This window comes from Legionella sp. km772, assembly GCF_003989735.1.
In the GTDB taxonomy this organism is placed as follows: domain Bacteria; phylum Pseudomonadota; class Gammaproteobacteria; order Legionellales; family Legionellaceae; genus Legionella.
Map to the genome: position 1 here is coordinate 19269 of NZ_RZGQ01000017.1, position 13805 is coordinate 33073.

Consider the following 13805-nt stretch of genomic DNA (forward strand, 5'->3'; position numbering starts at 1 on the left):
AATCTTTTAATTCTCCTCACTCTCTGCTTTTTGCTTCATCTATGCTAGAGTTGCTTTTCAATTTTAAGTGTTTAAAGCTATGAGATTTGCAAATTACCCCAATTATTATGCTTGGAAAAAAATCCTTCTTGCCTGTGCTGTGTTGGCAATTATTTTAATTTCATGGCAATTTATTAAACAAAAAAAGATAGTTCCAGACAATCCTAATAAGATGGTTGAAATTGAAATAATTAAACCACAAAATATCCAGCAACGGATTCATTTACTTGGTGTTATCCATCCTAAACACACGACTTTATTGATAGCTAAAGGATCAGGAACTTTAGATGCTTTCGTGGCTACAGGACAAAAGGTAAAAAAGGGCACTTTGCTTGCCCGTATTGATAATAGTGATATTGAAAAAAATGCGCAATTATCACAAAGTGCTGAGCAATTAGCCAGGGAGCAATACGAGCGTTTTATCCCATTGACAAAAAAAGGCTTTGTCAGTCCGAAAGAAATTGAAGAGAGAAAACAAGCATGGATTAATGCACAAAAGGAATACGCCAAAGCCAAGATCGAATTAGACTACATGCGTTTTTATGCACCTTTTGATGGTATTGTTGGAGCCTATAAAAAACGCGAGGGCTCACAAGTAACACAGGGAGATCCCGTTGTCTCAGTTTATGATCCTGCCTCTTTGGTTGTAGATTTTGATATCCCTTGCGGTAATTTAGCCGCCTTAAGTGAAGGGCAAAAAGTCTACGTCTTTGGAAAACAATATCGTTTAACCCACTTACAAAAAATGCTGGATGAAGATACCCATATGTGTCCTGCGGATGTTGATATTCAATGCCCTGATTGTTTGATTGGAACAACAGCCAAAATTAGTCTGGTGGTAATGGAAAAGAAAAATACCATTGTAATCCCCTTACAGGCACTTTTTTTAAGAGATGGCCGTCCCGTTGTCTATATAGTAAAAAATAATAAAGTGGAGTTGCTTGCTGTAAAAACAGGCATAAGACAAGCCGATAAAATTGAAATTCTTGAGGGTTTAAATGCAGGCCAACAGTTGATTATCAAAGGACAAGATCGCTTATATCCTAAAATGACTGTTGATATTTATACGCCAACTGCCAAGATTAATTAATACTTATGAGATTGACTAGCTATTTTATTAAACATCCAGTAATTGCCATTATTTTAAACTCTATGATTGTGTTATTGGGTTTGCTTTCTTTCTCTCAATTATCGATAAGAGAATATCCCAATATTACTTTACCCGTAATTACAGTGACTGCTTATTATCCAAATGCCAGTCCAGATCTAGTTGAAAGCTCTGTAACAAATATCTTAGAAGACCGTTTAGCAGGGATTGAGGGTTTAGAAAATATTACCTCACAATCCTATACAGGAACTTCTTTTATTAATTTAACCTTTCGTGCCGGAACCTCAATGGAAAGGGCTTTAAGTGCCACTCAAGATGCCGTAGGTGTTGCTAAATCGTACTTACCTTCGGAAGTGAAAACACCCTTCGTTGAACGGCAAAAAAAATCATCCGGTCTTCCTTTTATTGCTGTGGCTATCGAATCGAGCTCACGTAATTTCGGCGATTTAACTCATTATGCAAATTTAAATATTAAAAATATTTTTCGTAGTATTCCTGGTGTCGCTTCTATAGAGGTATGGGGACAACCCTATACTTACTTGATTAGCTTAGAACCGGATAAATTATTTTCTTTTGGGATTAATGCTGATGAAGTTGTTGAGGCTTTAGTCAAGAGTAGGGTTTCTTTACCAGTTGGAAAATACCAAAATAAAATTCCGAGCACTTTAAACTCTACTTTAAAAACAAAAGAAGATTTTGAAAATTTGTTAATAAAACCAGGCGAACATCCCATTTTATTGAATTCAATTGCAAAAGTTGAATTACAAACAGACGACACCAGTACGAGAGTACGTGTTAATGGACATACTGGACTAGTATTGGCTATTAATAGAGCAAATGATGCGAATCCTATTGAAGTATCAAGAGAAGTCAAAAAAACCATTCAAAATTTACAAAAAAGCTTACCCCCTGATTTAAAAATTAATGTAATCCTTGACCAGGCTGACTTTATTAATGCGTCTATAGAAAGTATACGCTCATCCATTGTCGAGGCGATTATTTTAGTTCTGTTGATTGTTTTTCTCTTTTTGCGGAATTTCAGAGCGACCATAATCCCTTTAATAACTATTCCAATTTCCTTATTAGGTTCTTTACTTTTTCTCAAAATTTTTGGTTTTTCTATCAATTTAATGACTTTGCTAGCAATGGTTTTGTCCATTGGTTTAGTGGTTGATGATGCCATTATTGTGTTAGAAAATATTTGGCGTCATATAGAAGCAGGGATGAGTCCTTTAGAAGCCGCTATCAAAGGTCCTAGAGAAATTGGCTTCGCTATCATTGCTATGACCTGTACGCTTGCGAGCGTTTATATTCCCATTGCGTTCATTCAAGGAATGTTGGGGCAATTGTTTATTGAATTTGCTGTTGCTTTAGCGGGTAGTGTATTCATTTCGGGCATTGTCGCTCTGACTTTATCACCAGTAATGTGTGGCCATCTTCTGCAAAAGGAAACGAAAAATTGTTTGCCGCAAATTGATCGCTGGCTGGATAATTTGGCAAAAAAATACGCTAGCGCACTCTACTTTATCTTCAATCATTTACGTTGGACCAGTATTGCTGCATTATTTTCTATTGTTGCTAGCATAGCCCTATATTCCTTGATAATTCAGGAGACAGCACCAAAAGAAGATCGGGGACTAATTGGCCTCTATATTCCACCTATTCCTGGGGAAGACATTAATGTTTTAGATAAGAATGTCATAGAAATTGATAATCTAATAAGTAAAATCCCCGAATCCGATAATAAATTGACTTTTATCGGAGATTGGGGCGCAAGTATTGTTTTTCCCTTGCAAGCTCACCAGTTAAGAAAACGCAGTGCTAGCGATATAGTAGATAACTTAAAGCCTCTATTTGCTCACTATCCTTCCATTGAGCCACATATTTGGTCTTGGGATACGGGATTACCGGGAATCGATAATGCAGGAAGCGGGACAGAGTTGGCTTTAATTATTTCCACACCCGATAACTATAGAGATTTATTTAAGCAAACCGAACAGTTAAAGACAGTTGTTGATCAATCTAAGTTATTTGAAAGCAGCTATTTTGAACTTCGACTGGATACCCTTGGGTATTCTATACAGCTTGATCATAATCAAATTGCCAAATTAGGGATCACGCCCAATCAAATAGCTAAAATGATAGAAATATTTTTTAGCGGTGATAAAAGCCAAACTTTTGAAAAAAACGGCGTGGTTTATAACCTTACTATTCAAGGAAGCACCTCCCCATGGACTTTAGATGAGCTTTATGTCACTACATCTAAGGGTAAACGAATATCCTTAGGAGCTATTACTAAAATGAAACCTAAGGCCCAACCTGCTACCCTAGATCACTATCAGCAAATGCGATCAACAACTTTGCATGTACAAATGCACAAAGGGGATTCCATAGCCAAGGCGGCTGAACAATTATGGGAGCTTGCCCAGAAAAACTTACCAGCAAATTATAAATTAAACTGGACAGGTACTGCGAAAACGCTCAATGAATCATCCCATACGATGCTTTTTTTATTATTTTTATCATTAGCATTTATTTATGCAATCTTATCAACTCAATTTGAAAACTTTATCGATCCCTTGATTATTTTATTAACGGTTCCTCTTGCCTGTTTTGGCGCTTTATTGTTTATTTATTTATTTGGACAGTCATTGAATATTTATACTCAAGTGGGCTTGATTACTCTAATTGGTTTAATTAGCAAACATGGAATTTTAATTGTCGAATTTGCTAACCAATTGAGACAACAAGGAGATGAACTAATTGAGGCAATCCAAACTGCTGCAGTATTACGGTTGCGTCCTATCCTAATGACAACCGGAGCGATGGTGTTTGGTGCTATTCCGTTAATTTTATCACATGATGCCGGTTCTGAAGCGCGCAGGGCAATTGGTACGGTTTTAATAGGAGGCTTATGCTGGGGAACCTTATTTACCTTGTTTGTTTTACCCGCTGTTTATTACTTAATTAAAAGAAGGAAGGTACTTTCATTATTAACTCACTAGAAACAAAAAAAGGATCTTAGGAGTGAGCATATCAGGAATGCCCAATCAAGTACCTCAAAAGATCCTTATATAGGCAATCCTGGAAATCCACTCAAATAATGCCAGTGCGTTTTGAGTTTAAAGAGTAAAAATCTTCTTAATTAGCTTACTGGAGACTGTTGTCCATTGACTACTACTTAGCTATAATAAAGGGTTATTTTGACCAATTAGAAAATTATGGAGAGTTTTAGGATGCCAATTTATGAATATCAATGCTCAAATTGTCATCACCAGTTTGATGCGATTCAAAAAATTAGTGATGAGCCCTTAAAAGAGTGTCCTGAATGTCATAAAGAGACGGCGGTGAAATTAGTATCTGCAGCTGGCTTTCAATTAAAAGGAACCGGTTGGTATGTAACTGATTTTAAAAATAAAAACACTAACAGCACCCCTGGCACAAAAGCTGCTGAGACAAAATCTACAGAAACAACATCTACATCATCAACAACTGAGGGCTCCAAAGGTGGTAGTGAGTGAAGTCTAAGTCGTTTAGAGGCTATTTATTAGCAGGTTTAGTAGTGTGGTTGCCAATTTTGGTGACTATTGGTGTGCTACGGTTTATAGTTGATTTGTTGGACAATACCTTGGCGTTAATACCTAAAGCGTATCAGCCAGAGTATCTCTTAGGCATCCATATTCCAGGCTTTGGCGTATTGTTGTCCCTTATTTTGTTGTTTGGCACAGGAATATTTGCCACTAATTTTTTTGGTCAACGCTTAGTGGGTTGGGGAGAGTCAATTTTATCTCGAATCCCTTTGGTGCGATCGATATATAATGCCGTTAAGCAAGTGATTAATACGGTATTATCAAGTAACGGTGATGCTTTTCGTAAAGTATTATTAATTGAATATCCTCGAAAAGGATTATGGAGTTTGGCATTCCAGACGGGAGCAGCAACACAGGAAATTAATATTCATACCCAAGAAGAAATGATTTCCTTGTTTATACCAACTACTCCTAATCCCACTTCAGGGTTTTTAATGATGATTCCAAGAAAGGATGCAATAGAGCTCAATATGAGCATTGATGAGGCATTGAAATTTATAATTTCTTTAGGCGTAATGCAAGCTAACCAGGCGGCATTAGTAACAACACAATAAAAATTAATTAAGGGTGGTTTTATGCGTACACACTACTGTTCTTCAGTGAATGAATCAAGCTTGGATCAAGTAATCACTGCCTGTGGTTGGGTGCATAATCGACGCGATCACGGTGGTGTTATTTTTCTAGATATACGAGATCGCTCCGGTCTGTTACAAGTTGTCTATGAACCCGAAAATAAGGAAATATTTGCCGTTGCTGAAAAATTGCGCTCAGAGTTTGTCGTTAAAGTAACAGGAAAAGTAAGGAGACGTCCTGAGGGCATGGTTAATGATCGTATGGCGACAGGTGCCATAGAAGTGATTGGGACGGCAATTGAAATTTTAAATCAAGCACCTACACCTCCATTTTTACCCGATGATCACCAAACAGTGAATGAAGATTTACGTTATAAATACCGCTACATTGATTTGCGACGAACCTCGATGCAAAATAAACTCGCGTTGCGTCACAAATTAACCAGCTGTATTCGGCAGTATTTAAATCAACAAGATTTTCTTGATATCGAAACTCCTATGCTGACTAAGGCAACACCAGAAGGAGCTCGTGATTATTTAGTTCCCTCGCGTGTGCATCCGGGACAATTTTATGCCTTACCTCAGTCCCCCCAGCTTTTTAAGCAATTATTAATGATGTCTGGTTTTGATAAATACTATCAAATCGTTCGTTGCTTTAGAGATGAGGATTTAAGAGCAGATAGACAACCTGAATTTACCCAGCTTGATATTGAAATGGCCTTTATTGACGAGGAACATATTTTAAAGTTGATTGAAGGTCTATTAACAGTGGTCTTTAAAGAGACGCTTAATGTAACTATTCCAGAAAAACTCCCCAGAATGTCTTATGCTGAGGCGATGAGACGTTTTGGCAGTGATAAACCGGATTTACGAAATCCCTTAGAACTTCTGGATATTGCGGATTTGGTGAAAAATTGTGATTTTAAGGTTTTTGCTTCGGCTGCCAATGATCCTAAAGGACGCGTTGTTGCTTTAAAACTTCCTAATGGCAATGAGTTAAGCCGCAAAGATTTAGATGGTTATGGGCAGTTTGTAGGTATTTATGGCGCTAAAGGTCTAGCTTATATCAAAGTCAACGATTTAGCAGCAGGAATGGAAGGGTTACAATCACCGATCTTAAAGTTTTTAAGTGAAGAAATTATTCAAAACATTCTAAAACGTACGGAAGCTCAAACGGGAGATGTGATATTTTTTGGTGCTGATAAGGAACATATCGTTAATGAATCTATGGGCGCTTTGCGAATTAAATTAGGCCAAGATCGGAAACTCTTAAGTGAAGGCTGGCAGTTGTTATGGGTGGTTGATTGGCCTATGTTTGAAATGGATCACCAAAATAATCGTCTGCAATCTATGCATCATCCTTTTACGTCACCTCAAAACCTATCCGTTGAGGCATTAAGGGAAGAGCCCACTCAAACATTAGCCAAGGCCTATGACATAGTAATTAATGGTTATGAGATTGGCGGTGGCTCAATCCGGATTCATCAACCTCAATTACAGCAGGCTGTTTTTGATTTGTTAGGTATTAAAGAGCAAGAGGCGCAAGAAAAATTTGGCTTTTTACTTGATGCTTTACAATATGGTGCGCCTCCACATGGCGGGATTGCCTTGGGTATTGATAGGTTAGCAATGTTATTAACAGATTCAACTTCAATTCGTGATGTCATTGCCTTCCCTAAAACCCAAACAGCTTCGTGTTTATTAACGAGTGCCCCTTCAGCAACAGGAGCAGCACAGTTAAATGAATTAGGAATTAGACTTGCTCCCATTCCAGCGAAATAAACTTATCAAAAACACCAATTTTAGGCGTTGGTGTTTAAGCTGCATGATGCTCTTGATAGCACTTTTATGTTATCAGGGGCTTTATGCTGCCGAAAAAAAAGAGCAATTTACTAAAATAAAAGATAATCCTTCCACCCTAATCGAATATTTAGCTCAAGAAAAAAATTTTCTTAATATTGCCATTAATAATGCCAAACAATATGTTTCACCCAAGGATAAAAAAGAATTTGACAACCGTATTGACCAAATCAAGGCATCATTAACAATTGTTGATGCAAAAATTGAAAGTTTAAATTCCTTTTTGGAAAATGAAAAAAAACAAAGTCTGGAGTTAAACCAAAAACTTAAATATTTACAGCAGCTCCCGCTAAATAATGATGAAATAAATATTCAAGAGCGTGTGGCAAAAACAGAAACCTTACTGACAGTAAGCAATAAAACACTTGAATTAATTAATGAAAATATTAATTTAGCCCAACAATTAAAAATTGAGTTAAGCGAAGAAACGAGGAAGCTTCAGGTTTGGCAAGAGCATTTTGATTTAGAGCAAAAACTTCTAATCATTAAAACTAAAAAAGCTAAATTAAATGAAGAGTTATTTAATTTATATCAAACTAATTTAAACCAAGAAAAGGATAATAAATCCGGTTCCATTAGCCCCGCGATAAAAATTGACCATCAGGCCGGCTTGCTGATTAATAATCAACATATCGCTTTAGTTCATTATGATTTAAATAGACTCAATATCGAAAAACGAACTATTAAAGCGGATATCTCTTTATTAAATAATCTGGATACTAAAAATTTACAAGCGGTGGTGGACATTTATAAAGAAACAATCGTTCAAATTCTTGGAATTGAAAATTCTTTGCAGCAATTAAAAGGTTCTTTAGATAAAGAACTTGATTTTGTAAATAATTCTGCTTTGAAGAAAATAATTATTCGCTTAAAGGATTATTTAACTCAGCAACTAGAAGCATCGGCAAGTCTAAAGCAAACACTAACAACGAAGCTAGATAATTATCAAAATCAACTAAAACGCTTAATTTCTACACGACAAAGCCTGGCCCAATATAATATCAATAGCTGGCCTATTATCCTCAATAAAATGGCAGCGATTCCCGCGCAGTTCTATAAATACATTAAGACCTTGAGCTTAAAAGTGTACGATAGCTATTCCTGGCTTGAGCTTCTTCCTACGGTTATCCTCTGGGTGCTATTAGCTACTATCTTTATATTTTTCATTGTGTTTAATCACTTCTTAAAATCCTTAGAGGGAAATAAGGAGCGTTCAAGATTAACGGGTTACTTGTATGATGGTGTATTGGTTCTTATCCAAAGAAACATTCCTTATCTCTGTTTATTAGCAATGCTCAGAGTAGTTTTTTACTTCACCAGTATATCATTTGCCAATTATCAATTATTAACCAGTTTAATCACCGTTTGGTTTACGTTTAGAGTATTGATATTAATCGCGCGTTTAGCCCTATTAGAACGGCTTTCGGACGTTTCGGGTAAAGATGTCAAACTTTATTATCGTTTAAAATGGTTGTTTCTGTTTGGCGGATGGACCACCGCTCTAATGGTTTTAGGGCATTTAATGCCGTTGGCGATTATCGTGCAAGACATATTTAACCGCCTCTTTATGCTCTTTATTCTAACCGTTTCCTTAGTGCTATGGAAAAGTAAGGATATTATTCCTTATTTATTAAAGCCTTTTTTAAGCGAAAAAAAGCGCTATGTGAGAAATGCTGTATCCTTGCTGATTATTTTAATTCCTATTACTTTGTTTACTACTGCAGTAATTGGTTTATTCGGCTTTATTAATTTAGCTTGGACCATGAGTGGTTATGAAGCATACACCTTATCTGTGTTAGTCGGGTATATAATTGCCCGAGGTTTAACCGCTGATCTTTTAGAGTTATTATCTGAATGGATGATCTCATCCTTAGAAAATGGTTGGTTATGGATTGAGGTGTTTTTAAAACCTTTAGATAAAATTTTACGAATCATTCTGCTGCTATTTAGTATTTTTATTATGTTTCAGATTTTAGGTTGGAACTCTGATTCTTTAGTAATGATTAGTTTAAATAAAGCGGCGCATTATACAATAATTAATTTTACTGGCATTCATATCACCGTTCAAAGTATTATCGAGTTCTTTATAGTATTGGCCATTTTTGTCTGGGCCGCAAAATGGACTCGTGAGTTTTGTTATCGCTGGCTTTATGTAAACGCTAAAGACGTAGCCTTGCGTAATAGTCTTTCTATATTTACTCAGTATGCCGTTATTATTCTTGGTGGATTTATCACACTTCATGTATTAGGCTTGGATTTAAGCGGGATGTCGATGATCCTTGGCGGACTTGCTGTAGGCATGGGTTTTGGTTTACGAGATTTTGCAAGCAATATCGTGGGTGGCATAATGTTACTTATCGAACGTCCCGTAAGGGAAGGTGATTTAATTACTTTAGGCGAACATGAAGGACGGGTTGCTCACATAGGTATTCGCACCATGCGTGTCTCTTCTTGGGATAACATGGAAGTGCTTATTCCTAATGCAGAAACTTTTAATAAACCCTTTACGAATTGGACCCTGCAAGACAGTATAGTCAGAACAGTCATTCCAATTAAAGTATGTCGTTCAGATGATCCCACTGTTGTACAACAACTTATTTTAGACGTTCTGGCAATTATTCCCGAAATTGTTCCCGATCCGCCCGCGCAGGTGTTCTTGAAAAAAATTGATGAGGCGCTAGTGGAGTTTGAAGTGCGCTATTTTATTAATGTCCAAACCCATTCGCGGGTAGAAATACGTTCTAAAGTTTTATTTGCTATAACCGCACAATTTAAAGCTGCAGGAATTAAGCCGCCTGTTGAACCAGTAGCAATTGAAATTAAAGAGGGACATCATGATGCTCTTAACTCCCCAAAAGCGAAATCCACCTAAGACAGAAGCTGAGCTCCTAGAACGTTGTTCAGAGATTGAGGGGGTAAGCTTTGCTCAATTAGCTAATCAGTTAGGTGTTGTAATTCCAATGCAAGCATACAAGAGAAAAGGCCTTACAGGTCATTTGTTGGAGTTGGCATTAGGAACCGATGCTGGCAACCAAGCAGAGCCGGATTTTACTGAGCTTAGTGTTGAACTAAAAACTTTACCAATCGGTTTATCAGGTAGCCCCACCGAATCCACATACATAACGTCTATCCCCTTGCTTACCATCCATGAGCAAACCTGGCGTTCATCACAATGTTACAATAAATTAAAACGTATTCTGTGGGTGCCTATAGAAGGGGATAGAGCCATTCCTTATCAGCATCGACGGGTGGGCCAAGCTTTTCTTTGGTCACCTAATGCTCAGATAGAAGCTGTTTTAGAAGCTGATTGGAACCATTTGAGTACTGAAATAAGCACCGGCTATTTAGATACACTTGATGCAAGTATCGGAGATTATTTGCAAGTAAGACCGAAAGCTGCAAATGGAAAATCTCTATGCTATGGTTTTGACCGAGAGGGCAATAAAGTACAAACTTTACCTCGCGGTTTCTATTTAAGAAGCAGTTTTACCAAACTTATTTTAAATAAAAATATTTAATGCACCTCATAAGATTCACTATTTTTACATACATAGATTAAATAAATCTATTTATAGATAGAGCTGTTGTTTTTTATCCATATATAGATTATATTTATATATATATAGATTTCCTCGGGAAATAATATGAGCAACTCTATCGTGTTAAAAAGTAGCTTATCGGCAGTTTTAGATAGCGATAATTTACAAAAAAATACAGCAAATATAATTCAATTGTTCAAGCTTTGGGAGTTAACAGTTGATGAGCAATGTAACTTATTAGGTGGTATTAGCCCGCAACAACTTAATAAATTTCAAAAGGCGACTGCGCGTATTTCTGGACGGGATACCATTGAACGAGTGGGTAATCTTCTTGGTATACACAAAAGCTTAAGAATTTTATATCCTTACAATAAAGCGGTTGTGTATAAGTGGATAAAGGCTAGAAATAAAAAATTACATAATTTAACTCCTTTAGAAGTAATGTTGTCGGAAGGTTATATTGGCATTGCTCAAATTAGAAAATTAACGGATTATATGAGAGGAACTTAATGTCACTCTATGAAACAATAATTGATTACTCACAGGATGTATTTCGAAATATTCCATCTGTTAAACCCTCACAAAATTTGTTTGATGATCTCAGTGACGATGAAACCAATTGGGATGCAGCCAATCAATTAGAAATGCTTACCCACCCACTTCTTGAAAGTAATTCCCTTATTCAAAGAGGATTTGAATACAGTGAAAATTCCTTTATTGACTATCCTTTTGAACATTTAACCGCTTCACGGTTTAGTGATGGAAAAACCCCATGCTGGTATGGTTCAGAAACTTTAGAAACCACTATTTATGAAACCGTGTTCCATTTTGTGAAAAACATCAATGATTCTATCGATGCATTCATTAACGAAAAAAAAATTATAGTCGATAGGCGAGTGGCAAAAACCTCCTGCATTGGCTTGACTATTGATTTATCGTCTAAAACTGAAGAATTTCCTTGGCTTATTGATCCCATTAGTTACACGAGATGCCAAGAGGTAGGTCAGCGTATGGCAAAAGAAGGGCATCCCTTAATAAGGGTTAAATCGGTACGTCATCCAGAAGGCTTTAATATAGTAGCATTTAAAAGTCATGTATTGTCAAACGTCCGAGAACATTGCTATTTAAGCTATTCGTTCAATTTGGATTCCAAGGAGGTTTCTATCCTCAGAGGGGAGAAAGCAATTATGGCCATTCCGGCCTAGAGAACAGAAGTTAATAAAACCATTTCGCCCTTAAAAGAGACATTCCTTAAGAGAAACCCAAGTTATTGAATAAAATTATCCATCTAGATTTTTAAAAATAAACAATTCATATTGATCTATTTTTGTTCTTTGTGTTAAAATTCCAAATTATATTTATTTGTATTATTTGGTTTGAGATACGTTTATGAACATCGTTTTTAATGAACAGTTTGAGTTTATATTAAGTGAAGTTAATAATGAGGATATTGAAAATGGTATTTTTAGCTTTCCTCCTGCAATCACTACAATAGGAGATGATGCATTTGCACGGTGTACTAATTTAATACGCATTACTATTCCAGAGCATATCACCGATATGGGGGATAACGTTTTTAGTGATGCAACTAATTTAGAAGAATGTAATGTTCACTCTGTGCTTACAAATATTAAGGAAAACACCTTTTGGAATTGTGAGCGTTTGCAGAGGTTTATTATTCCATCCAGCGTAATCCAAATTGAAGATCAGGCTTTCATGAACTGCATTAGTCTGGAGGCAATTGAGATTCCTGATGGAGTGACTGAGATTGGGCGCTTTGTGTTCAGTGATTGTGTCCTTTTAGCGGATGTTAAACTTTCCAAAAACCTGACCACAATATCGGAGGGCTTATTTCAACGTTGCCATAGCTTGACCAGCATCACGTTATCCGAAAACCTTAAATATATTGAAACAGTCGCCTTCGATGAGTGTACCGCCTTAGAAAACCTAGTTATACCCAAAACCGTGGTTTCTATTGGTGAAGGAGCTTTTGCCAGCTGTCAAAGTCTTACTAGCATTATTATCCCTTCGGAGGTAAAAATTATTGATCGTAATACTTTTGCTAACTGCACCAAGCTAAAAGAAGTAATTCTTCCCGAAAATATTCAAGAGGTTGGCGAAGAGGCTTTTCAGGGATGTGAGCAATTAACCCGTATAATTATTGATACCGAATGTCCGCAGCATCTAGAGCGCATTAAACTGCTATTTTCACCAGAATTAAGTGAAAAAGTGCTAGCCAAAGGCCTAACTAGACTGCGACTTAAAATGCTAGAAAAGTTTTCAACTGAATGTATTGATAAACATCTTCGTCTAAAATTCTCTCCTGATATTTCCCGCTATGTGATGTCCTATGTCGAGCGCGAAGAAGAAAGAAAATTGCAACAAGAATTAGAAAGTGTGCCAATTGATGTAAATCATTACGAAACCCGATTATGCGAAATACAAAAAAAACATATTGATGCTTTTAAGCGTAAAGAGGCTATTGAGTTTTTAACTAACTATCTGGCGCTAGTAAATAAAATCAAGTTAGAGCAAAGGGCTCAAAATCCTGATGGTTTCTTTTTTTCTAAAAAACTAAAGAGCGCTAAGGAACAATTTGCATCTACGCTGGAACGCATAATCAAGGACTTGAAAGCAAACAAAGCCCCTTTACTTTCACAGGACGAACGAGAAATACTAAATACTAAAAAATTTTTAAGTTTAAAATTATCTTCGTTTATTCAAACAGGTTTGGGGTTAACCCCAAAAGAATCGTTATTACAAATTAAAATAGCCAATTGCACAAATTAGTTTGGGCACTTGGGTTCATTTAAATTATTAGGTAGATTATGAAAAAGAAACTCTCCATAAAAAAGGAAGTCCAAAAAATACAAAATTCCAATCAAGATATTGAAGTTTTAATCTTAAAATTGGAACGTTTATTACAACAATGCCCAACAGGCGAGTCATCGGATAAAGACACCGTTAGGAAAGTATTATTAGCTAGGTCCGGGGATCTGGAACAAAATTCAGGAAAAATAAGAGCTATTCCCGGTTTGTTAGTTCATTCACCTTACTCTCAGAATGGCTTATCCACAAGTCCATAGGCCAGGAGAGC

Annotated in this window: 11 protein-coding genes; all 11 read left to right on the forward strand. The window is 36.5% G+C overall.

Annotation, left to right across the window (positions count from 1 at the left end; genetic code table 11):
• Positions 1 to 79 precede the first annotated feature (79 nt).
• The 11 genes from ELY15_RS03740 to ELY15_RS03790 all read left to right on the forward strand — a co-directional run bounded on the left by ELY15_RS03740 (position 80) and on the right by ELY15_RS03790 (position 13794).
• The gene (locus ELY15_RS03740; protein ID WP_127098311.1) at positions 80 to 1129 is read left to right on the forward strand and encodes an efflux RND transporter periplasmic adaptor subunit; all 1050 of its coding nucleotides are present in this window, start codon (positions 80 to 82) and stop codon (positions 1127 to 1129) included.
• Positions 1130 to 1134: 5 nt separating this feature from the next.
• Positions 1135 to 4152 (forward strand): multidrug efflux RND transporter permease subunit LpeB, encoded by a 3018-nt coding sequence (gene lpeB / locus ELY15_RS03745; RefSeq protein ID WP_127098312.1) that lies wholly within the window; start codon positions 1135 to 1137, stop codon positions 4150 to 4152.
• A gap of 231 nt (positions 4153 to 4383) precedes the next feature.
• Positions 4384 to 4668, forward strand: a complete 285-nt coding sequence (locus ELY15_RS03750; protein ID WP_127098313.1) for an FmdB family zinc ribbon protein — start codon at positions 4384 to 4386, stop codon at positions 4666 to 4668.
• Positions 4665 to 5291, forward strand: a complete 627-nt coding sequence (locus ELY15_RS03755) for a DUF502 domain-containing protein (RefSeq protein ID WP_127098314.1) — start codon at positions 4665 to 4667, stop codon at positions 5289 to 5291. Before ELY15_RS03750 ends, ELY15_RS03755 begins: the two co-directional genes overlap by 4 nt.
• A gap of 21 nt (positions 5292 to 5312) precedes the next feature.
• On the forward strand, positions 5313 to 7091 hold the full coding sequence (gene aspS / locus ELY15_RS03760) for an aspartate--tRNA ligase (protein WP_127098315.1): 1779 nt from the start codon (positions 5313 to 5315) through the stop codon (positions 7089 to 7091).
• A 43-nt stretch (positions 7092 to 7134) separates the two neighbouring features.
• Positions 7135 to 10041, forward strand: coding sequence for a mechanosensitive ion channel domain-containing protein (locus ELY15_RS03765; protein ID WP_127098316.1), 2907 nt, complete (start codon positions 7135 to 7137; stop codon positions 10039 to 10041).
• Positions 10007 to 10687, forward strand: coding sequence for a DNA mismatch repair endonuclease MutH (gene mutH / locus ELY15_RS03770; protein WP_127098322.1), 681 nt, complete (start codon positions 10007 to 10009; stop codon positions 10685 to 10687). The genes ELY15_RS03765 and mutH overlap by 35 nt, the downstream gene beginning before the upstream one ends.
• A 126-nt stretch (positions 10688 to 10813) precedes the next feature.
• Positions 10814 to 11218: a hypothetical protein gene (locus tag ELY15_RS03775; protein ID WP_127098317.1), complete on the forward strand. Its 405-nt coding sequence runs from the start codon at positions 10814 to 10816 to the stop codon at positions 11216 to 11218.
• Complete coding sequence (locus ELY15_RS03780; protein ID WP_127098318.1) at positions 11218 to 11913, forward strand: RES family NAD+ phosphorylase; 696 nt, start codon at positions 11218 to 11220, stop codon at positions 11911 to 11913. Before ELY15_RS03775 ends, ELY15_RS03780 begins: the two co-directional genes overlap by 1 nt.
• Positions 11914 to 12097: 184 nt before the next feature.
• Positions 12098 to 13498, forward strand: a complete 1401-nt coding sequence (locus tag ELY15_RS03785) for a leucine-rich repeat domain-containing protein (protein ID WP_127098319.1) — start codon at positions 12098 to 12100, stop codon at positions 13496 to 13498.
• Positions 13499 to 13536: 38 nt separating this feature from the next.
• The gene (locus ELY15_RS03790) at positions 13537 to 13794 is read left to right on the forward strand and encodes a hypothetical protein (protein WP_127098320.1); all 258 of its coding nucleotides are present in this window, start codon (positions 13537 to 13539) and stop codon (positions 13792 to 13794) included.
• Positions 13795 to 13805 lie beyond the last annotated feature (11 nt).

Excerpts from the sequence above, each read along its gene's own strand:
- lpeB (WP_127098312.1), top strand. The coding sequence starts at position 1,135 with ATGAGATTGACTAGCTATTTTATTAAACATCCAGTAATTGCCATTATT.
- mutH (WP_127098322.1), top strand. The coding sequence starts at position 10,007 with ATGCTCTTAACTCCCCAAAAGCGAAATCCACCTAAGACAGAAGCTGAG.
- ELY15_RS03780 (WP_127098318.1), top strand. The coding sequence starts at position 11,218 with ATGTCACTCTATGAAACAATAATTGATTACTCACAGGATGTATTTCGA.
- ELY15_RS03790 (WP_127098320.1), top strand. The coding sequence starts at position 13,537 with ATGAAAAAGAAACTCTCCATAAAAAAGGAAGTCCAAAAAATACAAAAT.
- ELY15_RS03785 (WP_127098319.1), top strand. The coding sequence starts at position 12,098 with ATGAACATCGTTTTTAATGAACAGTTTGAGTTTATATTAAGTGAAGTT.
- ELY15_RS03775 (WP_127098317.1), top strand. The coding sequence starts at position 10,814 with ATGAGCAACTCTATCGTGTTAAAAAGTAGCTTATCGGCAGTTTTAGAT.
- aspS (WP_127098315.1), top strand. The coding sequence starts at position 5,313 with ATGCGTACACACTACTGTTCTTCAGTGAATGAATCAAGCTTGGATCAA.
- ELY15_RS03740 (WP_127098311.1), top strand. The coding sequence starts at position 80 with ATGAGATTTGCAAATTACCCCAATTATTATGCTTGGAAAAAAATCCTT.
- ELY15_RS03765 (WP_127098316.1), top strand. The coding sequence starts at position 7,135 with ATGATGCTCTTGATAGCACTTTTATGTTATCAGGGGCTTTATGCTGCC.
- ELY15_RS03750 (WP_127098313.1), top strand. The coding sequence starts at position 4,384 with ATGCCAATTTATGAATATCAATGCTCAAATTGTCATCACCAGTTTGAT.